This is a genomic window from Klenkia sp. PcliD-1-E (assembly GCF_024124375.1).
Classification (GTDB): Bacteria; Actinomycetota; Actinomycetes; order Mycobacteriales; family Geodermatophilaceae; genus Klenkia.
This window is the reverse complement of the sequence record NZ_JAMXRZ010000019.1, coordinates 1-24,140: the sequence shown is the minus strand read 5'-3', so window position 1 is coordinate 24,140 and position 24,140 is coordinate 1. Positions and strand designations below refer to the sequence as shown.

Annotated in this window: 27 protein-coding genes; 11 read left to right on the top strand and 16 right to left on the bottom strand. The window is 73.8% G+C overall.

Going from position 1 to position 24,140, the window contains the following annotated elements; all coding sequences use genetic code 11:
* Nucleotides 1-4: 4 nt before the first annotated feature.
* Both NH342_RS05885 and NH342_RS05880 read right to left on the bottom strand, forming a co-directional pair.
* Nucleotides 5-883 (bottom strand): DMT family transporter, encoded by an 879-nt coding sequence (locus tag NH342_RS05885; protein ID WP_253012598.1) that lies wholly within the window; start codon nt 881-883, stop codon nt 5-7.
* 9 nt (nt 884-892) lie between these two features.
* Complete coding sequence (locus tag NH342_RS05880; protein WP_253012596.1) at nt 893-2,236, bottom strand: hypothetical protein; 1,344 nt, start codon at nt 2,234-2,236, stop codon at nt 893-895.
* Between the two features lie 58 nt (nt 2,237-2,294).
* Between NH342_RS05880 and NH342_RS05875 the strand changes: the two genes are divergently transcribed.
* From NH342_RS05875 to NH342_RS05860, 4 genes are read left to right on the top strand one after another with little or no spacing between them, the layout of a single operon-like run.
* Nucleotides 2,295-2,948, top strand: a complete 654-nt coding sequence (locus NH342_RS05875; protein ID WP_253012594.1) for a glycosyltransferase family 2 protein — start codon at nt 2,295-2,297, stop codon at nt 2,946-2,948.
* Complete coding sequence (locus NH342_RS05870) at nt 2,945-3,631, top strand: DUF2064 domain-containing protein (protein WP_253012591.1); 687 nt, start codon at nt 2,945-2,947, stop codon at nt 3,629-3,631. Before NH342_RS05875 ends, NH342_RS05870 begins: the two co-directional genes overlap by 4 nt.
* 46 nt (nt 3,632-3,677) lie before the next feature.
* Nucleotides 3,678-4,934, top strand: a complete 1,257-nt coding sequence (locus tag NH342_RS05865) for a molybdopterin-dependent oxidoreductase (RefSeq protein WP_253012588.1) — start codon at nt 3,678-3,680, stop codon at nt 4,932-4,934.
* Nucleotides 4,931-5,422, top strand: coding sequence for a hypothetical protein (locus NH342_RS05860; RefSeq protein ID WP_253012585.1), 492 nt, complete (start codon nt 4,931-4,933; stop codon nt 5,420-5,422). Before NH342_RS05865 ends, NH342_RS05860 begins: the two co-directional genes overlap by 4 nt.
* On the opposite strand, the gene NH342_RS05855 is transcribed toward NH342_RS05860, so the two are convergent.
* Genes NH342_RS05855 through dapE form a run of 4 tightly spaced genes read right to left on the bottom strand, consistent with a single transcriptional unit; the run spans nt 5,398 to nt 8,128 of the window.
* Nucleotides 5,398-5,859 (bottom strand): SRPBCC family protein, encoded by a 462-nt coding sequence (locus tag NH342_RS05855; protein WP_253012582.1) that lies wholly within the window; start codon nt 5,857-5,859, stop codon nt 5,398-5,400. The two genes, NH342_RS05860 and NH342_RS05855, sit on opposite strands and share 25 nt — an antisense overlap.
* Nucleotides 5,852-6,187, bottom strand: a complete 336-nt coding sequence (locus tag NH342_RS05850; protein WP_253012579.1) for a DivIVA domain-containing protein — start codon at nt 6,185-6,187, stop codon at nt 5,852-5,854. The genes NH342_RS05855 and NH342_RS05850 overlap by 8 nt, the downstream gene beginning before the upstream one ends.
* A 7-nt stretch (nt 6,188-6,194) precedes the next feature.
* On the bottom strand, nt 6,195-7,001 hold the full coding sequence (locus NH342_RS05845; protein ID WP_253012576.1) for a TIGR00730 family Rossman fold protein: 807 nt from the start codon (nt 6,999-7,001) through the stop codon (nt 6,195-6,197).
* Nucleotides 6,998-8,128: a succinyl-diaminopimelate desuccinylase gene (gene dapE, locus NH342_RS05840; protein ID WP_253012573.1), complete on the bottom strand. Its 1,131-nt coding sequence runs from the start codon at nt 8,126-8,128 to the stop codon at nt 6,998-7,000. Before dapE ends, NH342_RS05845 begins: the two co-directional genes overlap by 4 nt.
* A 35-nt stretch (nt 8,129-8,163) precedes the next feature.
* Between dapE and dapD the strand changes: the two genes are divergently transcribed.
* The gene (gene dapD, locus NH342_RS05835) at nt 8,164-9,141 is read left to right on the top strand and encodes a 2,3,4,5-tetrahydropyridine-2,6-dicarboxylate N-succinyltransferase (RefSeq protein WP_253012570.1); all 978 of its coding nucleotides are present in this window, start codon (nt 8,164-8,166) and stop codon (nt 9,139-9,141) included.
* 14 nt (nt 9,142-9,155) lie between these two features.
* Nucleotides 9,156-9,872: a class I SAM-dependent methyltransferase gene (locus tag NH342_RS05830; RefSeq protein ID WP_253012567.1), complete on the top strand. Its 717-nt coding sequence runs from the start codon at nt 9,156-9,158 to the stop codon at nt 9,870-9,872.
* Here the strand turns inward: NH342_RS05830 and NH342_RS05825 are convergent.
* Complete coding sequence (locus NH342_RS05825) at nt 9,865-10,965, bottom strand: alpha/beta fold hydrolase (protein ID WP_253012565.1); 1,101 nt, start codon at nt 10,963-10,965, stop codon at nt 9,865-9,867. The two genes, NH342_RS05830 and NH342_RS05825, sit on opposite strands and share 8 nt — an antisense overlap.
* 70 nt (nt 10,966-11,035) lie before the next feature.
* Between NH342_RS05825 and NH342_RS05820 the strand changes: the two genes are divergently transcribed.
* Complete coding sequence (locus NH342_RS05820) at nt 11,036-11,929, top strand: hypothetical protein (RefSeq protein WP_253012563.1); 894 nt, start codon at nt 11,036-11,038, stop codon at nt 11,927-11,929.
* Between the two features lie 10 nt (nt 11,930-11,939).
* On the opposite strand, the gene dapC is transcribed toward NH342_RS05820, so the two are convergent.
* Both dapC and fdxA read right to left on the bottom strand, forming a co-directional pair.
* On the bottom strand, nt 11,940-13,037 hold the full coding sequence (gene dapC / locus NH342_RS05815) for a succinyldiaminopimelate transaminase (protein ID WP_253012561.1): 1,098 nt from the start codon (nt 13,035-13,037) through the stop codon (nt 11,940-11,942).
* Entirely contained in the window at nt 13,034-13,354 is a 321-nt protein-coding gene (gene fdxA, locus NH342_RS05810; RefSeq protein WP_091056825.1) for a ferredoxin, read from the bottom strand. Before fdxA ends, dapC begins: the two co-directional genes overlap by 4 nt.
* A gap of 121 nt (nt 13,355-13,475) precedes the next feature.
* On the opposite strand from fdxA, the gene NH342_RS05805 reads away from it, so the two are divergent.
* Nucleotides 13,476-14,219 carry a GNAT family N-acetyltransferase gene (locus NH342_RS05805; protein WP_253012559.1) on the top strand — a complete coding sequence of 248 codons (744 nt, stop codon included), beginning with the start codon at nt 13,476-13,478 and terminating at the stop codon, nt 14,217-14,219.
* Here the strand turns inward: NH342_RS05805 and NH342_RS05800 are convergent.
* The 7 genes from NH342_RS05800 to NH342_RS05770 all read right to left on the bottom strand — a co-directional run bounded on the left by NH342_RS05800 (nt 14,182) and on the right by NH342_RS05770 (nt 21,601).
* Nucleotides 14,182-14,577 carry a hypothetical protein gene (locus NH342_RS05800; protein ID WP_253012557.1) on the bottom strand — a complete coding sequence of 132 codons (396 nt, stop codon included), beginning with the start codon at nt 14,575-14,577 and terminating at the stop codon, nt 14,182-14,184. The two genes, NH342_RS05805 and NH342_RS05800, sit on opposite strands and share 38 nt — an antisense overlap.
* Entirely contained in the window at nt 14,574-15,458 is an 885-nt protein-coding gene (gene mshB, locus NH342_RS05795) for an N-acetyl-1-D-myo-inositol-2-amino-2-deoxy-alpha-D-glucopyranoside deacetylase (protein WP_253012555.1), read from the bottom strand. The genes NH342_RS05800 and mshB overlap by 4 nt, the downstream gene beginning before the upstream one ends.
* 14 nt (nt 15,459-15,472) lie before the next feature.
* Nucleotides 15,473-16,501, bottom strand: a complete 1,029-nt coding sequence (locus NH342_RS05790; RefSeq protein ID WP_305884851.1) for an ABC transporter ATP-binding protein — start codon at nt 16,499-16,501, stop codon at nt 15,473-15,475.
* A complete protein-coding gene (locus NH342_RS05785) occupies nt 16,498-17,727 on the bottom strand; it encodes an ABC transporter ATP-binding protein (protein ID WP_253012552.1) in 1,230 nt (409 codons plus the stop codon). Before NH342_RS05785 ends, NH342_RS05790 begins: the two co-directional genes overlap by 4 nt.
* Nucleotides 17,728-17,738: 11 nt before the next feature.
* Nucleotides 17,739-18,695 carry an ABC transporter permease gene (locus NH342_RS05780; RefSeq protein ID WP_253012549.1) on the bottom strand — a complete coding sequence of 319 codons (957 nt, stop codon included), beginning with the start codon at nt 18,693-18,695 and terminating at the stop codon, nt 17,739-17,741.
* Between the two features lie 19 nt (nt 18,696-18,714).
* Nucleotides 18,715-19,704 (bottom strand): ABC transporter permease, encoded by a 990-nt coding sequence (locus NH342_RS05775; protein WP_253012547.1) that lies wholly within the window; start codon nt 19,702-19,704, stop codon nt 18,715-18,717.
* A gap of 169 nt (nt 19,705-19,873) precedes the next feature.
* Complete coding sequence (locus tag NH342_RS05770) at nt 19,874-21,601, bottom strand: ABC transporter family substrate-binding protein (RefSeq protein WP_253012545.1); 1,728 nt, start codon at nt 21,599-21,601, stop codon at nt 19,874-19,876.
* A 473-nt stretch (nt 21,602-22,074) separates the two neighbouring features.
* Here NH342_RS05770 and NH342_RS05765 point away from each other — a divergent pair, with 473 nt between their 5' ends.
* The 3 genes from NH342_RS05765 to NH342_RS05755 form a co-directional block, all read left to right on the top strand.
* A complete protein-coding gene (locus NH342_RS05765; protein WP_253012543.1) occupies nt 22,075-22,245 on the top strand; it encodes a CsbD family protein in 171 nt (56 codons plus the stop codon).
* 94 nt (nt 22,246-22,339) lie between these two features.
* A complete protein-coding gene (locus tag NH342_RS05760) occupies nt 22,340-23,818 on the top strand; it encodes a TldD/PmbA family protein (protein ID WP_253012541.1) in 1,479 nt (492 codons plus the stop codon).
* On the top strand, nt 23,815-24,140 hold a 326-nt coding region (locus NH342_RS05755), incomplete at its 3' end, for a hypothetical protein (RefSeq protein WP_253012539.1). The genes NH342_RS05760 and NH342_RS05755, both read left to right, overlap by 4 nt.

The window sequence follows — 24,140 nt, the reverse complement described above, 5'->3', positions numbered from 1 at the left end:
GACCTCAGGCCGGGATGGGTGCGGGCGTGCGGGCGCGCCGGGTGGCCAGCACGCAGCCGACCAGGATCACCGGCAACCCGACCGCGATGCCGACGGTGAACGGCTCACCGAGCAGCAGCACGCCGAGCAGCACCGCCACCGCCGGGTTGACGAAGGTGATGACCAGCGCGCGCTGCGGGCCGACCTCGCGGATGAGCCGGAAGAAGAGCACCAGCGCCAGGGCGGTGCACACCAGCCCGAGGACGACGACGGCGGCCACCGCGTCCAGCGGGGCGCCGGAGAACTGACCCAGCCGCGGGACGGCGAACGGGGCGTAGACCAGGGCGGTGACCGTCAGGGCCACCGCGCTCGCGGCCACCCCCGGCACGTCGGACAGCTTCCGGCTGATGATCAGCGGGGCCGTGCCGTAGCCGAGCACGGTGAGCACGACGGCGCCGATCGCCACCAGCTCCGCGCCGCGGACGTCGAGGCCCAGCAGCGCGACGATGCCGAGCACCCCCAGCACCATGCCGCCGATCCGCACCCGCGACAGCGGCTCCTCCCCACCCACGACCCGCCCGGCCAGCGCCGCGACGAACGGCACGGTGGCCACCAGCAGCCCGGTCAGCGAGGAGGACAGCGTCTGCTCGGCGACGCTCAGCAGCAGCCACGGCCCGGTCATCTCCAGGACCGTGAAGGCCAGCAACGGCCTCCAGTGCCGGGCCAGCCCGCGCAGCTGCCCGCGCGCCACCACCAGCGGCACGAGCAGCACGGCGCCCAGGGAGCACCGGGTGAAGACCACCAGCACCGGGTCGAAGGTGCCGACGGCGACCTTGATGAGCAGGTAGGGCACGCCCCAGATGACCGACATGGCGACGAACAGCGCCCAACCCCGACGACTCACGCGCAGATCTCACCACTCGGTGCGGACGGTCACCTCGATGACGATCGCCAGCGCTGCGCCGAGCGCCAGCCACATCCGGCGCTGCCGCTGCGGCAGGAAGGCCGTCGCGCAGAGCACCCAGACGTAGAAGGGCAGCCAGATGCGCTCGGTCTCCCCGCGCACCAGGCCGGTGGAGTCGCTGGCCAGGATGCCGACCAGCGCGGTCAGCGGCAGCAGCGCCAGCCGGTGCCGGCGCAGCGACGCCAGCCCGGCGATCGCGGCCGGGCCGACCGCGAGCGCACCCGCGGCCAGGTTGGAGAACAGGAAGAACGCCAGCGGCCGGTTGGCGTAGGAGGGACCCGAGCGCACCCGGTCCCCCGCCGCGTGGAACCCGTCCAGCCACCAGTAGCCGCCGAGCAGGAACAGGCCCACCACGAGCAGGACGCCGACCGCGCCGACGGCCAGCACGCGCACGACCCCGCCCCAGCCCAGTGCCCGCCGGTGCACCAGCACGACCACGACCGCCACCAGGCCGAGCGCGGTGAGCCCGAAGGACAGGAACAGCGCCAGCCCGAGCAGCAGGCCGCCGGCCAGCGCCTTCGCGTCCCGGCGCCGGCCGGATGAGACCGCGGCGGTGGCCAGACCGGCCACCCCCCACGAGGCGACCCCGGCGAAGAGGGCGTCGGCGCTGGTGGCGACCCACAGCGCGATGGGCGCCAGCACCAGGAACGGCGCCACCACCCGCGCGTGCCCCTCCCCGGCGACCGCCCGCACCGTGACCAGCACGGCCGGGACGGCGAGCACCCCGCCCACGATGCACAGCGCGGCGTCCCAGCCCAGGCCCGAGAGCCCCAGCCGGTCCAGCAGCACGAAGGCCAGCAGCGCACCCGGCGGGTGCCCGGCGACGTGGGTGGTCCACGGGTCGGCGGAGTCGGCCGGCACGAACTGCGTGAACGTGGACAGGAAGGTCCCGATCGAGCCCACCCGCGGCACGTCGTTCGGGTACTCGTAGACCACCGACAGCGGCTCGGGCAACCGGTGCCAACCGCTGCTGAGGGCCAGCGCAACCGCCCACACCGCCGCCACGACCGCCGACCCGGCCACCAGCACGCCGAACCGCAGCCGGGAGGCCAGCCCCGGGCCGACCAGGACGACGGCCACCGCGACCGCGACCGGCATCAGCACCCGCGGGGTCAGCACCACCCCGAACCCGCCGCGCAGCACGTAGCCGCCGAGCAGGTGCAGCACGGTCCCGCCCTCGGCCAGCCGCCACCCGATGAACCCCACCACCAGCACGAACAGGGCCGTGGCCACCACCGCGACCACCGGCAGCCTGCGCCGGACCCGGGACGTCGTCGGCTCCGCGCTGGTCACGAGGTCGGACTGTAGGTGTCGGTGAGCGGGCGCGCCGGACCGCGGTTAGCGTCCCCTGGTGCCCGACGTCGTCCTGCCCTGCCTCGACGAGGCCGGGGCCCTGCCCTGGGTCCTGTCCCGCCTGCCCGACGGCTACCGCGCGATCGTCGCCGACAACGGCTCCACCGACGGCTCCGCGCAGATCGCGGCCGACCACGGGGCCACCGTCGTCCACGTGCCGCAGCGCGGGTTCGGCGCCGCCGCGCACGCCGGCCTGGAGGCCGCGACGGCGGACGTAGTGTGCTTCTGCGACGCAGACGCCTCCATGGACCCCCAGCAGCTGCCGCGCGTCGTCGGGCCGGTCGAGGCCGGCGAGGCCGACCTCGTGCTGGGCCGCCGCAGGCCCAGCAGCCGCGGTGCCTGGCCGCCGCACGCCCGGGTCGCCAACACCGCACTGAGCATCCTGATGCGCCGGCGCACCGGCCTGCGGCTGCACGACCTGGGTCCGATGCGGGCCGCCCGCCGCGCCGACCTGCTCGCGCTCGGCATCACCGACCGGCGCTTCGGCTACCCGCTGGAGATGGTCACGAAGGCCTCGGACGCCGGCTGGCGGATCCGTGAGCTCGACGTGGACTACCACCCCCGCGCGGACGGCACGAAGTCCAAGGTCACCGGCACCGTGCTGGGCACCGCGAAGACCGTCCGCGACATGTCCCGGGTGCTGTCCCGATGAGCGGCGCAGCACCGGATCCCCTGCGCAGCAGCGAGACGCAGCTGCTGGTCATCACGAAGGCCCCGGTGGCCGGGCGCAGCAAGACCCGGCTCACCCCGCCGTGCACGCCGGAGCAGGCCGCCGCCGTCGCCTCGGCCGCGGTGGGCGACACCCTCGACGTCGTCCGGGCCGCGCCCGTGCGGCGGAGGGTCGTCGCGCTGGACGGCGCCCCCGGCGACCTGGACCTGACCGGGATGGTCGTCGTGCCCCAGGTCGAGGGCGACCTCGGCACCCGGCTGGCCGCGGCGTTCGCCGATGCGATGGCCGGCGACGGCGCCCTGCCCACGCTGCTGGTCGGCATGGACACCCCGCAGATCAGCCCGGAGCTGCTCACCGACTCCCTCGCGCGGCTGGTCACCGCCGGCCCCGGCAGCGTCGTCCTCGGCACCGCCCCCGACGGCGGCTGGTGGGCCCTGGGCGTGCACTCCCCCGACGCCGCCGCCGTCCTGCCCGACGTGCCGATGTCGCGCGAGGACACCGCGGTCAACACCCGCGCGGCGCTGGAGGCAGCCGGGCTGACCGTGCACGACCTGCCCCGGCTCACCGACGTCGACCACTGGGCCGAGGCGGTGGAGGTCGCGGCGCTGTGCCCCGAGGGCAGCCGCATGCGGCGCACCGTCGAGGAGATCGCCGCGTCGCTGTGACGTCCGGACGACGCCCCCGCGACGAACGCACCGGGAAGGAGGTCACGTGACACGAGCTGTGGACCGGGTGCTGGGGGCCAGGCTGCCCGACCCTCCCGGTGCGCTGCGCCGGGGACCCCTCCGCGAGGACGCCTTCCCCAGCCCGCTGCACACCGAGCGCCGCGCGTCCCGCGTGGGCGTCTGGCTGGGTGCGGGGTTCGTCGTCTGCTTCCTGACCGGTCTGGTCAGCCACCTCATCCAGGACCCACCGGGCTGGTTCGTCTGGCCGGCGGGTCCGGTGTGGCTCTACCGCGTCACCCAGGGCACCCACGTCGCGGTCGGCCTGGCGCTGATCCCGCTGCTGCTGGTCAAGCTGTGGACGGTCTACCCGAAGCTGTTCAGCTGGCCCCCGGCGGCCACACCGGCCAAGGCTGTCGGCCGGATCAGCATCCTGGTGCTGGTGGGCAGCTCGATGTTCATGCTGATCACCGGGCTGGTGAACATCAGCCAGTGGTACCCGTTCGGTTTCGGGTTCCGGTCGGCGCACTACTGGACCGGCTGGGTCGCCGTCGGCGCGGTGCTGACCCACGTCGGTTCCTACGCCCCGCAGATCCGGCGTGGTCTCGCCCGTCGCGGCACCCCCGCCGCGGTCGCCGGCCTGGCCCCCGAGGAGGCCGACCGGGTCCACGACGAGACCGACGCGGAGGAGACCGGACCGGTCAGCCGCCGCGCCTTCGTCGCCGCCGCGGTGGCGACGACGGGGGCCGTGGCGCTCACCCAGTGGGGCCAGACGGTCTCCCCCCTGGCCCAGGTCTCGGTGCTGAGCCCGCGCATCCCGGGCTACGGACCGCAGGACCTGCCGGTCAACCAGACGGCCGAGGGCGCCGGGGTCACCGAGACCGCCGTCGACCCGGCCTACCGCCTCGTCGTGGAGGGACCGACCCCGCTGGAGCTCACCCTGGCCGACCTGCAGGCGTTCCCGCAGTACACCGAACGGCTGCCCATCGCCTGCGTCGAGGGGTGGAGCTCCAACGCCGACTGGACCGGTCCGCGCCTGCGGGACGTCCTGGCCGCAGCCGGCCTGCCCCGCGGGGCGGTGGTGCACGTCGAGTCCATCCAGACCGGCGGGTCCTACCGGGTCTCCACCGTGTCCAAGCCGCACTCGGCGAGCGAGAAGACCCTGCTCGCCCTGCGGCTGAACGGGGAGGAGCTGCACGTCGACCACGGCTACCCGGTGCGGCTGATCGCCCCCAACCGCCCCGGTGCGATGCAGACGAAGTGGCTGGGCCGCATCGCACCGGGTGCCGCGGGGGTGGGGTCGTGACCAGGGTGAGCACGCCGCCGCCGGACCACCGGTACGTCTCCGACGATTCCCGGCCCCTGCGCTCGGCGCTGACCCCGTGGTGGCGCTGGCTGTTCCTGGTGCCGGGCCTGGTCGCCGTCGGGGTGGGCGGCTACGGCCTGTGGACCGACCTGAGCGCCAGCGCACTGGGCTCGTGGGCGGTGTGGTTCGTCGGGTCCGCGCTGGTCAACGACCTGCTCGTCGCCCCCGTCTGGATCGCCCTAGGCTGGCTGGCGGCCCGGGTGCTGCCCCGCCCCGCCCGCGCCCCGGCCGTGGTGGGGGTCGCCGTCAGCGGGGCCGTGTCGCTGGTGGCGCTGCCCTTCCTCCTCGGGTTCGGCGGCGACCCCGGCGACTACTCCTTCGAGCCGCGCAACTACGGCCTGACCCTGCTGGTGGTCGTCGGCGTCGTGCTGGCCGTGTCCGCCGCGTGGGCCGCCGTCCGCGTTCAGCGGGCGCGCGACTCCGCGTAGCGGGCGAACCGCTTCAGCGACAGCCGCACGCCGGCCACGAAGCCGGGCTTGACCAGCGGCCAGCCCAGCCGGCCCAGCGCACCCAGCGGCAGGTCGAGGGTCTCCACCCAGACGAAGGTGGACCCACCGCCCGCGCGCTCGCGCACCTGGAAGCTGCCCGTGCCCCGCACCACGCGCCCGGTGTGCCGCACGTCCACCACGCTCGGCGGCTCCCAGCCGGTGATGGTCATCCGGTCCAGCACACCCAGGCGCCGCCCGCCGGGCAGCGGGATGCCGGTGACCGCCTCGATCCGGCCGCCCACCTCCTGCGCGGGGCCGTCGACGGTGCGGACGTCGGTGAGCAGCATCCACTCGCCCTGCGTGGTCCAGTCGACCAGCGCGGCGAACACCTGCTCCCGCGGGGCGTCGACGTCCACGGTCTCGACCAGCTCAGGCACCCGGGTCCTCCTCGTCGTCCACAGCAGGGTCCTCTGCGGGCTGCGCGGCGCGCAGCTGCGCGATCTCGACGTCGCGCTCGTCGATGGTCTGCGCCAACTGCTCCAGGAGCCAGTCGACCTCGGTCATCCGGTAGCCCCGGACGGTCACCGACACCTGCAGCGCCCGGACGTCGTCCCCGGTGACCGGCCGGTCGTCGGGCAGCTCCACCGGCGAGCGGTCGAGCTCCGCGGGCGGCTGGGTCTCCCCGCGGCCCAGCAGCAGCGAGGCGCCGAGGAACAGCAGCCCGCCGACAAGCACCAGGCCGACGACGAAGACGACGAACGTCATCACCGGGTCAGCCCTCGACCGGGGCGGGGTCGCCGGAGTCCTGCCCCGCTGCCTCCCGGGCGGCGTCGGCGGCACGGATGACGCGCACGGCCTCGGCGACGTCGTCGGTGACCGTGAGGAGGTCGAGGTCCTTGGGCGAGACCATCGCGTGGTCGGCCAGTGTGCCGCGGATCCAGTCCAGCAGACCTGCCCAGTAGGCGCTGCCGAACAGGATCACCGGGAACCGGGTCACCTTGGTGGTCTGCACCAGGGTGAGCGCCTCGAACAGCTCGTCGAGGGTGCCGAAGCCGCCGGGCAGGATCACGAACGCCTGCGCGTACTTCACGAACATCGTCTTGCGCACGAAGAAGTAGCGGAAGGAGATGCCGACGTCGACCCACTCGTTGAGCTCCTGCTCGAACGGCAGCTCGATGCCCAGCCCGACCGACATCCCCCCGGCCTCACAGGCGCCCTTGTTGGCCGCCTCCATCGCGCCCGGGCCGCCGCCGGTGATGACCGCGTACCCGGCCTGCGCCAGCGCCGCGCCGAGCTCGACGCCGGCGGCGTAGAACGGGTCGTCGGGCTTGGTCCGCGCGCTGCCGAAGACGCTGACGGCACGCGGCAGCTCGGCGAGCAGCCCGAAGCCCTCGACGAACTCCGACTGGATGCGCAGCACCCGCCACGGGTCCCCGTGGACCCAGTCCGAGGGGCCGCGGGAGTCCAGCAGCCGCTGGTCGGTCGTCGTCCCCTCGCGGCGCGGGTCGGGCTCGCCGCCGCGCAGCTGGATCGGTCCGCGGGTGCGGCGCCGCTCGCGCCGTCCACCGTCGTCGCTCATGCCGTGTCCCCCGTGCTGGTCGGTGCGGTCAGGAAGGCCACCAGGGCGTCCTCGGCGGGCTGCAGCCGGTCGACCCGGACGTGCTCGCCGCGCTGGTGGGCCTGGTTCGGGTCCCCGGGACCGTAGTTGACCGCGGGGATCCCGAAGGCGGCGAACCGTGCGACGTCGGTCCAGCCCAGCTTGGCCCTGGCCGGCCGTCCGACCGCGGCGACGAACGCGGCGGCCGCGGGCTCGGACAGGCCCGGCAGCGCACCGCCGGACATGTCGGTGACCTCGAGGGTGACCCCGGCGGCGAGCGCGTCGGCGAAGACCTCGCGGACGTGCGCCTCGGCGGCGTCCTCGTCGCGGTCGGGGGCGAACCGGAAGTTCACGGTCACCCGGCACTCGTCGGGGACGACGTTGCCGGCCACCCCGCCCTCGATCCGCACCGCGTTGAGGCCCTCGCGGAAGCGCAGCCCGTCGATCTCGACCTCGCGCGCCTCGTAGGCCTCCAGGACGGCCAGGATCGACGAGGCCCCGTGGATGGCGTTGCGGCCCAGCCAGGACCGCGCGCTGTGCGCCCGCTCGCCGGGCACGGTGAGGACGACGCGCATCGTGCCCTGGCAGCCGCCCTCGACGTCGCCGTCGGTGGGCTCGAGCAGTATGGCGAGGTCGCCGTACAGCCAGCCGCGCAGCTCGCGGGCCACCCGGCCGAGACCGTTCTTCACGGCCTCGACCTCCTCGTTGTCGTAGAACACGAACGTCAGGTCGTGCGCGGGCTGCGCGCCGGGGACGCCGAGGAGCCCGGCGACCCGCAGCATCAGCGCATCGCCCGCCTTCATGTCGCTGGTGCCGCAGCCGTACAGCCGCTCCTCGCCGTCCACGGTCTCCACCCGGCTGGGCACGTTGTCGGCGATCGGCACGGTGTCCAGGTGGCCGGCGAGCACGACGCGGGTGTCGCGGTCGAGGTCGGTTCGGGCCAGCACGCAGTTGCCGATCCGGACCACCTCCAGGCCGCCGAGGCCGCGCAGCGCCGCCTCGACGGCGTCGGCCAGCGGCTCCTCGGTGCCCGAGACGGACGGGACGTCGACCAGGGCCCGGGTGAGGGTGAGGACGTCGGCGGTCAGGTCGAGGGCCGGAACGGTCACGGGCGGCAGCCTACGGTCGCCTACGCTCGGGCCCCGTGACTGATGCACCCACCGGCGCCACCGCCGTCGGCCTGGCCACCGTGACCACCGCCGGCGTCGTCCTCGACACCTGGTTCCCCTCCCCCGCGCTGGGCGCGGTGGACGGCGGCACGGGCACCGAGCGGCTGGGCACCCTGGAGCTGGAGGGCGAGCTGGGCCCGGACTTCGGGTCCCTGGTGCGCGTGGACGACGCCCGGGGCGTCGAGGTGGTCGGCGTCCGGACGACGATCGCCGACCTCGCGGCCGCGCCGGTGGACGCCCACGACGTCTACCTCCGGCTGCACCTGCTCTCCCACCGCCTCGTCCGTCCGCACGGGCTCAGCCTGGACGGCCAGTTCGGCCTGCTCACCAACGTCGCCTGGACGACGGCCGGCCCGGTCGAGGCCGCGGACTGGACGCCGGTGCGCGCGGCGAAGGTGCGGGCCGCGCACGGGCACGTCACCGTCACCCACGTCGACAAGTTCCCTCGGATGGTCGACTACGTGCTCCCCTCCGGCGTGCGCATCGGCGACGGCGACCGGGTGCGACTGGGTGCGCACCTGGCCGAGGGCACCACGGTCATGCACGAGGGCTTCGTGAACTTCAACGCCGGGACGCTCGGCCCCTCCATGGTGGAGGGCCGCATCTCCGCCGGTGTGGTGGTGGGCGCGGACTCCGACGTCGGCGGCGGCGCCTCGATCATGGGCACGCTGTCCGGCGGCGGGAAGCAGGTCGTGTCGATCGGGTCCGGCTGCCTGCTGGGCGCCAACGCCGGCATCGGCATCTCCCTCGGCGACAAGTCCGTGGTCGAGGCCGGCTGCTACGTCACCGCCGGCTCGCGGGTGACGCTGCCCGACGGGTCGGTGGTCAAGGCGGTGGAGCTGTCCGGGAAGCCCGGGCTGCTGTTCCGCCGCAACTCGGTGTCCGGCGCGCTGGAGGCCTTGCCTCGCGACGGCGACTGGGGCGCGCTCAACGCCGCCCTGCACGCCAACTGACCGGCCAGAGCCCGGTGGCGACGACACCCGATGACCCGGACACCGAGTACGGCCGGGTCTGGGCGGCCGACTACGACCGCTGGGAGGACACCAGCACGGTGACCGCCCTGGTGGGACGGGTCGTCGCGCTCGCGGCCGGGCGACCGGTGCTCGAGCTCGCCGCCGGTACCGGCCGGCTCGCCATCCCCCTCGCCCAGGCCGGGCTCGACGTCACCGCGAGCGACGTGTCCCCCGAGATGGTCGCCGTGCTCCGGTCCAAGCCAGGCGCCGAACTCGTGCGGAGCCGGGTCGAGAGCATGGACGCCGTCGTCGACGAACGGCGCTACGGGGTGGTCCTCATCGCCTGCAACAGCATCTGGATGCTGCCGACGGCGCAGCGCCAGGTCGCCGCGCTGCGCAGTGCAGGCGGGCTGCTGCTCCCGGGAGGCACCCTCCTCGTGGAGATGGGGGTGCTCGCTCTCCCGCGCCCGGTCGGACCCCGGCCGGTCACCTGGGGGCCCGGCGAGGAGGGTTCGGTGGAGTCCTGGGTCGACCCGGCCACCGGCCTGCTCGTCTTCGACTTCGTGATGGGCGACGGGTCACACCGGGTCGACCGCGTACGTCACCTGACCGTCGACGACCTCCGGGCACTGGCCCTCGACGCCGGGCTGACCGTGGTCGCGGTCGAGGAGGCCTGGACCGGGCGGCCGCCCGGCGAGGACGCGGCCGGGGTCGTCGTCCACCTCAGGTGAGGCCGGCGGGCTCCGCCGGCGGCGCGGTGAGGTGCTCCAGGACGGCGACGACGAACTCCTGGGGCCGCTCCACGTGCGGGGAGTGGCCGACCCCGGGCAGCACGACCTCGCGGTAGGACCCGCCGCTGGCGGCGTAGCGGTCGAGCACGGTGCGGGTCTGGGTGACCATCGGCTGGGGCGGGAAGGCCTCCGCGCCGGGCCAGCCGGGCACCGCGCCGATCGAGCCGAGGAACGCCAGGTCGAAGGCGGAGGTGTCGCTGACGATCTGGTCGGCGTCGCCCCGGACCCACAGCACCGGCGGCTTGACCGGCAGCTCGGTGATGCCCGAGAGGTCCATGACCGTCGGGGCCATGGTGTTCAGCACCCCGCGGCTGCCCGGCGCTGCGCCCGGCCAGGCGTCGGCGGCCACGACGTCGCCGGGGTAGTGGTCCTCGCCGGTGCGGGTGGTGAGCATGGAGGCGACGTAGACGTCCTCCAGCTGCTCGTCGACCGGCAGGCTGCCCGGCGCCACGTAGAAGGCCCGGAGGATCGAGCGCGGGCTGGTGGGCGCGTCGGCGGTGGTGTCCCCGGCGGCCAGTGCCGCGACGAAGTCCGGGTTGGCCCCGCCGGCGCCGGCACCGGTGCCGTCGGGGTGCACGCGGTGGCCGTCGGGGCCCGCCGTCCCGCCGAAGCCGAACGGCGAGACCGGCGCCACGAGGGTGACCGACCCGACCCGGTCGGCGTGGTCGAGCAGGTGCTGCAGCACCACGCCGCCGCCCATGCTCCAGCCGACCAGGTGCACGCTGTCGGCACCCAGCGCGGTGACCAGCGCCTCGAGGTCGTCGGACCAGTCGCGCACGCCGCGGGTGGCGTCGACCGGGGCCGGGTCGGTGCCGCCGAAGCCGCGCAGGTCGACCGCCAGCACCCGCCACGGGCCCTCCAGCGCCAGCAGCGGCTGCTGCCAGAACAGGGCCGAGCTGACGTTGCCGTGCACCAGCAGCACCACCTCGCCGCCGCCGTGGGGGTCGACGTCCTCGCGGTGCAGCACCTGCTGGGTCAGCCGGTCGGTCCCGACCTTCGTGGCGCGGACTCCGGGCAGCAGGTGGTCGGTCACGGCGCAGAGGCTAGCCAGCACCGCCGTGTCCGGACAGGGCATCGCGCGCGCCCCACCTACCCTGGGAACGGTGACCAGCGCACGGACGGCGGCCCAGCGGCCCCGCCCGCGCCCGCGTCCGCGTCCGCCCGCCCGACGCCGGAAGAAGCGCGCCGGCCGGATGGCCGGGCTGTGGGCCCCGCTGCTGGTCGTCGTGGTGGCCGTCGTCGGCCTGTCCTGGGACACCGACAGCCAGGGGGTGCCGCCGGTGGCCGGTCGCTGCACGGTCGCCGGGTCGGCGCTGACCATCACCAACGAGCAGGCGGCCAACGCCGCCACCATCGCCGCCGTCGCGCGCAGCCGCGGGCTGCCCGAGCGGGCCACCGTGATCGCGCTGGCCACCGCCCAGCAGGAGTCCCGGTTGCGCAACCTCGCCTACGGCGACCGCGACTCCCTCGGCCTGTTCCAGCAGCGGCCCTCGCAGGGCTGGGGGTCGCCGGAGCAGGTGCAGGACCCGGTCTACGCGACGGGGAAGTTCCTCGACGGCCTGGTCGAGGTCCCCGGCTGGGAGACCGGCCGGCTCACCGAGGTCGCGCAGACCGTGCAGCGGTCCGGGTTCCCCGAGGCCTACCAGCAGTGGGAGGAGATGGGCACGACGCTGGCGGGCGCCCTGCTGGCGACCACCCCCGCCGCCCTGTCGTGCACCTACTCGCCCCCGCAGGCGGCCGGGCCGGTGGACGACCGGGCCGCCGCGGTCGCCGACGTCGTCCGCCGGGAGGCCGGCTCCCCGACGGTGCAGCCCGGTGGCGTCGTGCAGGTCGGCGTCACCGGCTGGCCCGAGGTCACCTGGGCCGTCGCGCACGCGCAGAACCTGCAGCTCACGGAGGTGCAGTACACCAACTGGCGCTGGACGCCGGCCGACGGTTGGTCGCAGGACGCCGCCGACGACGTCGGCGCGGTGCTCCGCCTGCAGCTGGCGGTCTAGGGACGTCGGGTCAGGAGGACAGCCGCGCGACGGCGGCGTCCACCCGCTCGTCGGTGGCGGTCAGCGCCATGCGCACGTGCCGCTCCCCCGCCGGGCCGTAGAACGACCCCGGGGCCACGACGACGCCGAGGTCGGCCAGGCGGTCGACGGTCGTCCAGCAGTCCTCGTCCCGGGTGACCCACAGGTACAGGCCGGCCTCGGAGTGCTCGACCCGCCCGCCCCAGGCCTCCACCGCCGCGCGCAGCCGCCGGCGCCGGGCGCCGTAGCGGGCCCGGGCCAGCTCGACGTGCTCGTCGTCGGCCAGCGCCGCCACCATCGCGGCCTGCACCGGTCCGGGCACCAGCAGGCCCAGGTGCCGGCGCGCCTCCCAGACCCGGCCGACCAGGGCGGGGTCGCCGGACAGCAGCCCGGCCCGGTAGCCCGCCGCGGTGGACTGCTTGGACAGCGAGTGCACGGCCAGCAGGCCCTCGTGGGTGCCCCCGGAGACGGACGGGTGCAGCACCGAGGTGGGGGCGGCGTCCCAGCCCAGCTCGACGTAGCACTCGTCGGCGACCACGGGCACGCCGCGCTCGCGGCCCCACGCCACCCAGGCGCGCAGCTGCTCGGGCGACAGCACCCGGCCGTGCGGGTTGCCCGGGGAGTTCAGCCAGACCAGCGCCGGGTCGGCGACGGCGTCCGGCGGGGTGTCGCTGCGCACCACCGGCAGGCCGGCCACGACCGCGCCGACCTCGTAGGTGGGGTAGGCGACCTCGGGGATGACGACCGTGCCGGCCCGCAGGCCCAGCAGGGTGGGCAGCAGCGCGACGAGCTCCTTGGAGCCGACGGTCGGGACGACCGACGGCAGCGCACCCAGCGGGTCGGCCAGCTGCACGCCGAGGCGGCGGGACAACCAGCCGGCCGCGGCGGTGCGCAGGTCAGCGGTCCCCAGCGCGGTCGGGTAGCCGGGGGCGTCGGCGGCGTCGGCCAGCGCCGTCCGCAGCACGTCGGGTGTGGGGTCGACCGGCGTGCCGATCGACAGGTCCACCGTGCCCCCCGGGTGCTCGGCCGCCCGCGCGCGGGCCGGCCGGAGCGAGTCCCAGGGGAAGTCCGGCAGCGAGCGGGAGGTCACTCCCCCTGCGGCGGCAGCGCCGCGACCAGCGGGTGGTCCTTGCCGACCTTGCCGGTGCGGGCCGCGCCGCCGGGGCTGCCCAGCTCGGAGAAGAACTCCACGTTGGCGTTGTAGAAGTCCTTCCACTTGTCCGGGACGTCGTCCTCGTAGTAGATGGCCTCGACCGGGCAGACCGGCTCGCAGGCGCCGCAGTCCACGCACTCGTCGGGGTGGATGTAGAGCATCCGGTCGCCCTCGTAGATGCAGTCCACCGGGCACTCGTCGATGCACGCCTTGTCGAGGACGTCGACGCATGCCTGGGTGATGACGTAGGTCACGGGGGTCCCTCCGGGGTGCGGGCCAGAGCGCTTCTGGGTGGCACCAGTATGGGTCCGGGGACGGGGCCCAGCGAGACCAGGGTCGCCTCACCACCCCACCGGGTCGGACCGAGGAGGAGCCGTGGGTCAGCGCCGCAGCCCGCTCGACGTCGTCGAGCTCGAACTGCTCGCCGCGCGCGGGTGGCGCGGCGGCGAGGTGCAGCAGTTGGGCGCGTGGCTGCTGCGGGCCGGGGGCGCCGGGTACTCCAGCCGGGCGCACTCCGCGCTCGCCGTCGGCGACCCGGGGGTGCCGCTGCCCGACGCGGTCGCCGCCGTCGGGGACTGGTACCGCGACCGCGGGCTGCGGCCCTGCGTGCAGCTGCCCGGCCGGCAGGCCCGCCCGGCCGATGCCGCCTTCGCCGCCGCCGGCTGGGAGCGCGACGAGGACACCCTGGTGCTCACCACCGAGCTGGACCCGATCGGTCCCCCTCCCCGCGTCGAGCTGGCACCGGTGCCCGACGACGCCTGGCTGGACGCCGCCCGGCAGCACGGCGGCGACCCGCTCCCGCCCGGGGCGCGGGCCGTGCTCACCGGCGCCGACCGGCTGGCCTTCGCCTCGGTCCGGGAGGACGACGGCGCGGTGGTGGCGGTCGCCCGCGGGGTGCTGACCGACGACTGGCTCGGCATCACCGCGGTCACCGTCGCCGAGCGCGCCCGGCGCGGCGGGCTGGCCACGTCGCTGACCCGGGCGCTGCAGTCCTGGGCCGTCGACGCCGGGGCCCGCTGGTGCTACCTGCAGGTGGTCGCCGGCAACGCGCCCGCCCGGGCCCTGTACCGCCGGCTGGGCTTCATCGAGCACCACCGCTACCACTACCGCCGCGGCTGAGCGCGCGCCCGACCGCGAAGGAACCGAAGAGCACCCCGACCAGCAGGAACGCCAGGCCCACGACCTGGGTCGCGGTGGTCGCCCCGGTGATCACCAGGTCGCCCTCCGGCCGGCGCACCGAGGCGCCGACCGCCACGACCAGCCAGGTCACCACCGGCAGGACGGCGACCAGCCGGGACCCCGACAGCCGGTGCGCCCACGCGACCAGCATCAGGTTGCCCACCCCAGCACCGACCACCGACAGCGGCACGGGCACCGACCCGACCCGCAGCGGCAGCCAGAACACCTCCACCACCGCCAGCCAGAAGGCGACGGCGACGGCCAGCAGCGCCCAGCCGGTGGTGCGCAGGCCGCTCACAGGCCCGCGAACAGGTCGGTCTCCCAGCCGTGCGGCCCGTCGCCGGGCCCGCGCTCGCCACGCACCAGGCGGTAGTACTCGGTGGTGAGGACCTCCTGGCCGAGGTTGTTCGACAGCGCGAAGAAGTCGCCGTCCAGGGTCAGCTGGGTGGCGTGCGCGGCCATCGCGGCGGCCTTCTCCCCGCGGAAGGCGGCGCCGTCGAGCTCGCAGCTGACGTCGGCGTCCTCGGCGGCGAAGGGGATCTCCCGGGCGTCGGTGACGCCGTCGTACCCGGTGCCGGCGGCGGCCAGGGCGTCCAGGCCCTGCTGCAGCACCGACACGGGCACGCAGGTCCAGTAGAGCTTGGCCACGTGGTGCGGCTCGCCCAGGTCCGGCCGGTACCCGGCATCGGCCGCGGCGTCGGCAGCGGCCATGGTCACCCGGTGGGCCTGCACGTGGTCGGGGTGGCCGTACCCGCCGTGCTCGTCGTAGCCGACCACGACCTGGGGCCGGACCTCCCGCAGCACGGCCACGGCGGCGGCCACGGCCTCGTCGAGGTCGGCGTTCCAGAACGCCCGGGGGTGGGCGTTGGCCGGGGTGCCGACCATGCCGGAGTCCCGCCAGCGGCCGGTGCCGCCGAGGAAGCGGTGGTCGGTCACGCCCAGGGCGGCCATCGCCCGCTCCAGCTCGACGATGCGGTACCCGCCGAGCTGGTCGGCCTGGTCGGCGGCCAGCCCGGCCAGCTCCGGGACGAGGATCTCGCCCTCCTCCCCCAGCGTGCAGGTGAGCAGGGTGACGTGCGCGCCCTCGGCGACGTAGCGCGCCATGGTGGCCCCGTTGTTGATCGACTCGTCGTCGGGGTGGGCGTGCACGAGCAGGAGACGACGGTCAGACGGGGCCACCCGGCCATGATCCCCTACAGGATCCGCTGCGCCTCGGCGTAGTGGCAGGCGCTCTGATGGGCGGGGCCGCGGGACTCCAGCGGCGGCTCGACGGTCATGCACTTCTCGCGCTGGGCCTCGTTCAGCACGCCCGCGAACTTCTGGCAGCGGGTGCGGAACCGGCAGCCCGAGGGCGGGTTGGCCGGGCTCGGCACGTCACCGGTGATGATGATCCGCTGCCGGTTGCGCTCGCGGCGCGGGTCGGGCAGCGGGATCGCCGACAGCAGGGCCTGGGTGTAGGGGTGGGTGGGCCGGTCGAACAGCTCGTCCCGCGGAGCCACCTCGATGATCTTGCCGAGGTACATGACGGCGACGCGGTCGGAGATGTGCCGGACCACCGACAGGTCGTGCGCGATGAACAGGTAGGACAGGCCCAGCCGCTCCTTGAGGTCCTCCAGCAGGTTGATCACACCCGCCTGGATGGACACGTCCAGCGCCGACACCGGCTCGTCGAGCACCAGCACCTTGGGCTCCAGGGCCAGCGCGCGGGCGATGCCGATGCGCTGGCGCTGACCACCGGAGAACTCCGCCGGGTAGCGGTTGGTGTGCTCGGGGTTCAGGCCGACGGTCTCCACCAGGGTGCGCACCCGCTCGCGCAGCTCGGCCTCGTCCTTGGTCAGGCCGTGGATGATCAGCGGCTCGGCCACGATGTCGAAGACGGGCAGCCGCGGGTTCAGCGAGGCGTAGGGGTCCTGGAACACGATCTGGATGTCCCGGCGCAGGGGCCGCATCTCCTTGCGGCCCAGGCCCACCAGCTCGCGCCCCTGGAACGTCACCGAGCCACCGGTGGCCGGCTGCAGGTTGAGGATGGCCCGGCCGGTGGTCGACTTGCCGCAGCCGGACTCCCCGACCAGGCCGAGCACCTCACCGGGGTAGAGGTCCAGGTCCAGCCCGTCGACGGCGCGCACGGCGCCGACGGTGCGCTTGATCAGCCCGCCGCCCTTGATCGGGAAGTGCTTCTCCAGGCCGCGGACGCTCAGGATGGGCTCTCGGGTGGCGGTCATCGCCGGTCTCCGTCCGTGCTCGGGCTCGCGGTCGGCTCCAGCAGCGAGCCGGTGCCCGGCTGCGGGGTGGGGTCGGTGCGCTCGCCGACCGGGTCGCCGGGCGCCCCGTCGTCGGCGGTGCCGGCGGCCGCGGCCACGGCGGCAGCGCGGCCGTCACCGGTCGGGACGTCGTCGTCATCGTCGTCGTCCGCGGCGTCGAACACCGTCGACGCCTCGCCGTGGGCCTTGGCCACCTCGTCGACGCGGATGCAGGCCGCGGTGTGCCCACCGCCGACGTCGGCCGGCTCGGGCTCGGTGACGTCGCACTCGGCCACGTGCAGCGGGCAGCGCGGCGCGAAGGGGCACCCCGGGGGCATGTTGACCACCGAGGGCGGCGAGCCCTTGATGGGGGTGAGCCGCTGCTTGGTGGAGGAGTCCAGCCGGGGCAGCGAGCCGAGCAGGCCCAGCGTGTAGGGCATCCGCGGCTCGTAGTAGATGTCCTCGACCCCGCCGATCTCGACCGGCCGGCCGGCGTACATGACCAGCACCCGGTCGGCGATGCCGGCGACCACACCCAGGTCGTGGGTGATGAGCACCATCGCCGCACCGGTCTCGGACAGCGCGGTCTGCAGCACCTCGAGGATCTGCGCCTGCACGGTCACGTCGAGGGCCGTCGTCGGCTCGTCGGCGATGATCACGTCGGGCTGGTTGGCCATCGCGATGGCGATGACCACGCGCTGGCGCATGCCGCCGGAGAACTCGTGCGGGTAGGACCGCACCCGCTCCGCGGCGTTGGGGATGCCGACCATGCCCAGCAGGTCGGCGGCCCGGGCCTGCGCGGCCTGGGAGGAGAGCTTCTTGTCGTGGACCCGCAGCGTCTCCTCGATCTGGTAGCCCACCCGGTAGACCGGGTCCAGCGAGGTCATCGGGTCCTGGAAGATCATGGACACGCCCTTGCCGCGCACCCGGGACATCGCCCGGTCGCCCTGCCCGAGCAGTTCCTGGCCGCGGTACTTCACCGAGCCGCTGACCCGCGCGGAGGCCGGCAGCAGCCCCATCACGGCCAGCGACGTCACCGACTTGCCCGACCCGGACTCGCCGACGATGCCCAGCACCTCACCCGAGCGCAGGGTGTAGTCCACCCCGCGGACGGCGTGCACCAGCCCGTCCTCGGTCGGGAACCGGACGTTGAGGTCCTCGACGGCCAGCAGCGGCGCCGCGGGATCGGTGTCTTCCTTGATCGTCATGGACTAGCCCCTCAGGCCCGCACGCGGCGGTTGCTCGGGTCGAAGGCATCGCGGATCCCGTCGCCGATCAGGTTGATCGACAGCACGATGACCAACAGCGTGATGCCGGGGAAGTAGAAGAGCCAGGGCCGGGTCGTGGTGGCCTGCACCCCGTCGGAGACCAGGCGGCCCAGGGAGGTCTGGTTGGCCCCGTTCACACCGAACCCGAGGTAGGTCAGCGACGCCTCGAGGATGATCGCGGTGGCCGCGGCCAGCGTCGTCCAGACGATCAGCGACCCCAGCGCGTTCGGGATCAGGTGCTTGAAGATGATCCGGGTGTTCGAGGCGCCCAGGGCGTGCGCGGCCTCGACGTACTCCTTCTCGCGCAGCGAGAGGAACTGGCTGCGCACGATGCGGGCCAGGTCCAGCCAGCCGAACAGCCCCAGGATGATGCCGACGCCCAGCGGCGTGCGGCTGGAGGGGAAGTTGCTGGCCACGACGATGAGCACGACCAGCAGCGGCACGGTCAGGATCAGGTCGACCAGGCGCATGAGGACGCTGTCGACCCACTTGCCGAAGTAGCCGGCCAGTGCGCCGACCAGCAGGCCCAGCGGCAGGGCGATGACGACGAACAGCAGCACGATGAACAGCGAGCGCTGCACACCCTGCATGAGGCCGGCCAGCAGGTCACGGCCGATGGCGTCGCTGCCCAGCGGGTAGCCCAGGGTCCCGGGGGGCACCGACTGGGCGCCGGAGTTCTGGGTGGCGTAGCTGGTCGTGTAGACCAGCGGGCCCAGGAAGCCGAAGGCCAGCAGCAGGACGAAGACGACCAGGCCGGTCATGCCGACCTTGTTGCGCAGGAAGCGCCGGACGATCTGCTGCCGCTGGCTGCGGGCCTTGACGGTGAACTCGCGCTCGACGCCGCCGCCGACGGGGGCGCCGGGCTCTGCGGGGACGGCCGCCTCGGCGGCGGCCTGGGTGGTGGCCATGGGAGGTCCTCTCAGCCGGTCAGGACAGGCGGATGCGCGGGTCGAGGACCGCGTACAGGACGTCGGCGACGAGGTTGAAGACCACCACGAACACGGCGCTGACCAGCAGCCAGCCCAGGACGACGTTGATGTCGTTCTGGCCGATGCCGTCCTGCAGCAGGTACTCGCCCATGCCGTGCCAGACGAAGACCTGCTCGGTGATCACCGCGCCGCCGAACAGCGTGCCGATGCCCAGCGCCACGACGGTGGTCAGCGGGATGAGGGCGTTGCGCAGGCCGTGCTTCATGACCACGCGGCGGTAGGGCAGACCCTTCGCGCGAGCCAGCCGCATGTAGTCCGACCCGAGCACGTCGAGCATCGCCGAGCGCTGGAAGCGGCTCCACGCGGCGAAGGACAGCAGCGCCAGGCTGATGGTGGGCAGCACCAGGTGACCGATGCGGTCGCTCCACAGCTCCCAGCCCGAGGCGTAGAGCGAGAGCCCCGGTGTCTCCTCACCGATCGTGTAGAGCACTTGTCGGCCGAAGATGTCGTTGACCCCGCCGGCGACGAACTCCTTGAGGATCGCGGCGAACCAGAAGGTCGGCAGCGCGATCAGCAGGTACGCCAGGAAGGTGAAGGCGTAGTCGGACGGCTTGTACTGCCGGACGGCGCCGATGACGCCCACGATCACCGCGAGGACCACCGCGATGATGATCGCCAGCACGATCATCCGGCCGGTCACCATCAGGCGGCCGGGCAGCTGCTCGCTCACCGGCGTGCCGTTGATGGTCTCGCCGAAGTTGCCGGTGACCACGCCGGAGAGCCAGCGCCAGTACCGGACGAAGAAGTTGTCGTTGAGCCCGAGCTGCTCACGGAGGTTGTTGAAGAACGACTCCGGGGGCCGGGGGTTCTGCGTGTAGTACTTCGACAGCGGGTCGAAGCTCGCCGCGCAGAGCGCGAACACCAGGAACGAGCTGGCGAGCAACACGAAGACGGATGCGATGACCCGTCGGATCGTGAAGAAGAACATGCGGGGACCTTACGCCGTGAGCGGAAGTCGTCCGGTCGGGACGACCTGGTCAGCTGGGGACGTACACATCGCGGACACAGCACGGCCCCCGGGGGGTGCCCCCGGGGGCCGTGACTGCGATCTGCGATCAGGTGGTGCGGTGGATCATGCCGACCAGGTGGTCAGCGGGTCACTGCGTGGTCCACGTGTCGGAGTTCCAGAGCGGGCCGGCCTGCGTCGAGTTGTCCTCGACGTTGCTGATCGAGCTCTGGTAGGCGATGAACGTGGGCTTCTGGTACAGCGGCACCGTGGCGACCTGGCCCCAGAGCAGGGCGTCGATCTGGTTGCCCAGCTCGGCCTGCTTGTCGGGGTCGGGCTCGACCTGGAACTGCTGGAACAGGGCGTCGATCTCCGGGGTGCCCTGGCGGGAGTAGTTCTGCCCGATGTTGTCACCCTGCGGCGACTGGTAGATCGACTGCGTGGCGCCGCGGAACGGCGACCCGACCCAGGCGAAGAGCGCCGCCTGGAAGCCACCGGCCTCCAGCGAGGTCGGCTTGTCCGCACCGGCGAAGATGTCCGGGTTGGCGTTGAACGTCGCCTCGATGCCGGCCAGGGCCAGCTGCGGGATCATGACCTCGATGGTGGTCTGGCGCAGCGGGTTGTTGGCGGTGGTGTCGATCTGCACCGTCAGCCGCTGGCCGTTCTTGGCGTAGACGCCGTCGGCCCCCAGGACCCAGCCGTCGCCCTCCAGGGTCTGCTTGGCCAGCGCGGTGTTCTGCGTCTTGTACTGGTCAGGCGCGGTGTCCTGGTACTGCGGCTGGTTGTTGAAGTAGATCCGGTTCTCCAGCACCTGCGCGTCGGAGGAGAACTGGCCGACGGTCTGGTCGACGATCTCCTGCCGGTTGAGGGCCATGGTGAAGGCCTGCCGCACGGCCAGGTCGCCGAGCGGCCCGTAGGTGGTGTTGAAGTCCAGGTGCTCGAAGGACAGACCGAAGTTGACGGCGCTGGAGACGTTGGGCTCCAGACCCTGCACCTGGTCGACCAGGTCCAGCTGCGGCTGCGGGTAGATCACGCCGAGCTCGCCGGACTGGATGCCCTGCACCGCCGTGGTCGGGTCGTTGCCGATGTTCTGCACGACCAGCTGGGCCAGCCCGGTCGGCTCGCCCCACCACTCCGGGTTCGGCGTCAGGACGACGATCTGGCCGCCGACGTCGATGTTCTCCTTCTTGATCTGCCACGGACCGGCGGAGATGTCGTCGACGATGCCGTCGGCGATCGGCCAGCCGTTGGTGATCGTGTCGCAGAGCGCGACAGGGTCCTCGTTGTCCATCAGGTGCGCCGGCAGCAGGTTGCCGAACAGCGACTGCCAGTCGGAGAACGGGGTGTCGTAGGTGACGGTGACGGTCCTGTCGCCGTCCCCGGAGCCCTCGACCGAGCCGATCTGCTCGTAGCCGGTGGTCGACAGCAGGGAGGCGCAACCGCCGTCGGCCGGGTCACCGGAGCGGCTCATCCGCCAGGTGAACTCGAAGTCGGCCGCCGTGATCGGGGTGCCGTCGCTCCACACCGCGTCGGGGTTGATCTCGTAGGTGTTGACCTGGCCACCGCCCGAGGTGTCCAGCTCCGGCTCCGACGCCAGCAGGTCCTGGTCCCACTTCACGCTGAAGTCCGGCTCGACCACGTACGGGCCGGGGAGGACACGGATGAGCAGGTTGGCCACGGAGGTGGCGTTGCCCGCCGCGATGTAGGGGAAGAGGTTCTCCGGGAAGTCCGTGGACTCACCGAAGACGACGCGGCCCTGCCCGGAGGACCCGGACTCACCGCCCCCGCCGCTGCTGCTGCCGCCTCCGCAGGCCGACAGCACCATCGCGCCGGCGATGCCGGTCGCGAGGAGCGCTGCGCCGCGCTTGCTGAACTTCACGTTCGAATGCCTCCCTCGACCCGCCGGAGCGGGGGGAACTGACCTGGTCTGCCCGTCCGGGCACGATCGGCACCCGGACCGGACTGTGGACGAGCCTCGCCGGACCTGGCCGACAGCTGTCGGTCCGGGTACGACCAGGAGGACACTAGGCAGACCGGTGGGGGGCGTCCACGGCCGTCACCGATTTGTGACCTGGGCTCACGACTTGCAGGGAATGCACAGCATTACGCCGGAACGAGCACGTCACAGGGGTGTGACAGCTGGATTTCCTGCGGCCGGGCGGGCCTCGGGGCGGATGTGTTGCATCCTGCACCAGGCGGAGAACCTGCCTGCGACGAGCAGCGCCGTGGTATGGGACCGATCCCAGGGGGCTGCGCCGATCCCGGGCGGATCCGTCGTCGATCCCGCGTGTGACAGGTGGGGTCGGGGGTAGGACCCCTCCCGACCGCACACCGACCGCGAGGGAGAACCCCATGAGCGCCGTGGACAAGATCAAGAACAAGGCCGAGGAGCTGCTGGGTCAGGGCAAGGAGGCCGCCGGCAACGCGACCGACAACGACCGCCTCGCCGCCGAGGGCCAGGCCGACCAGACCAGCGCCAACACCAAGCAGGCCGGCGAGAAGGTCAAGGACATCTTCAAGTAGGCCGCTCACCGGAGGGCCGTCCCGCACCGCGGGGCGGCCCTCCGTGCTGTCCGGGGTCTTGTGGTCGCCACCCGGCGGGGCGACGATGGGGGCGATGATGAGCAAGGCTCACGATGTCCCCGTCCCCGCGACCGCGTACGACGCCGCCGCGGCCGCCGTCGAGGCCGCCCTGGCCGCCGGCGCGCGCTACGCCGACGCCCGGTTGGTCGACCGCCGCACCGAGTCGATGACCGCCCGCGACGGCGACGTCCGCACCCTGGACCAGAGCACCACCGCGGGCCTCGGCGTCCGCGCCCTGGTCGGGTCCTCCTGGGGCTTCGCGGCCCTGGGCGACCCCGACGGGGACGCCGCCTGCCGCGCGACCGGCGCCCGGGCGACCGCGATCGCGCGGGCGTCGGCGGCCGTCGCGGGGCCGGACGTCGACCTGGTGCCGGCGCAGGCGCACGTGGACACCTGGGCCAGCGACTGCGCCGAGGACCCCTTCGCGGTGTCGCTGGCCGAGAAGGGCGACCTGCTCACCGGGGTCACCGCGACCATGCGCGCGGCAGGGGTGGCCGTCGCCGAGGCGCTGTACCAGGCGTGGGACACCCGCACCGCCTTCGTCTCCAGCGAGGGCGCCCGGATCGGGCAGCACATCCGCGAGTGCGGCGCCGGCATGCACTGCATCACCGTCGGGGAGGACGAGACCCAGCGCCGCTCCTACCCCGCCTTCCGCGGCCAGTACGGCACCCGGGGCTTCGAGCTGGTCCGCGAACTCGACCTGCCCGCCCACGCCGAGCGCATCGCCGCCGAGGCCACGGCGCTGCTCACCGCTCCCCCGTGCCCGTCCGGCCGCACCACGCTGGTGCTGGGCGGGGAGCAGCTGTCGCTGCAGATCCACGAGTCGGTCGGCCACGCGGTCGAGCTGGACCGCATCCTCGGCTGGGAGGCCGCCTACGCCGGTACGTCCTGGCTCGACCTGGACCGGTTGGGCTCGCTGCGCTACGGGTCGGAGCTGATGACCATCACCATCGACCCCACGATCCCCGGCGCGCTGGGCTCGTTCGGCTACGACGACGAGGGCACCCCGGCCCAGCGCCGGTACGCCGTCCGCGACGGCATCTGGGTCGGCGTGCTCGGCGGGCGCGACTCCGCCGCCGTCGCCGGGCTCACCGACACCGGCTCGGTGCGGGCCGACGGCTACGCCCGGATGCCGATGGTCCGGATGACCAACGTCGGGTTCGAGCCCGGCCCGCACTCCCTCGAGGAGATCGTGGCGGCCACCGACGACGGCGTGCTCATGGAGCACAACCGCTCCTGGTCCATCGACGACCGCAGGCTGAACTTCCAGTTCGGCTGCGAGATCGGCTACGAGATCAGGGACGGCCGTCGCGGTCGGATGCTGCGCAACCCCACCTACACCGGGATCGGCCCGCAGTTCTGGGCGTCGCTGGACATGCTGGCCGGCGGCGAGGAGTGGCGGGCCTGGGGCACGCCCAACTGCGGCAAGGGCCAGCCCGGCCAGGTCGGGCACACCGGCCACGGCGCGGCCCCGGCCCGGTTCACCGACGTCCGGGTGGGGGTGCGCGGGTGAGCGCCGAGGACATCGCAGCGGAGCTGCTGGACCAGGTCCGGCGGCAGGCCGGGCCGGACGCCGGGGCCGTCGTCCGGGTGGAGGACGGCGACCTGGCGCTCACCCGGTTCGCGGGGTCGGCCATCCACCAGAACACGGCCGAGAGCCGTCGCACCCTGCACCTGCAGCTGACCGTCGACGGCGGGCGCACCGCGTCCGCGTCCACCACCCGGGCCCGCGACGTGGCGGGACTGGTCGAGGCCACCCTGGCCGCGGCCCGGCTGCGGCCCCGCGACGCCGGCTGGCCCGGGCTGGCCGGCCCGGCCCCGCTGACCCTGCCGTC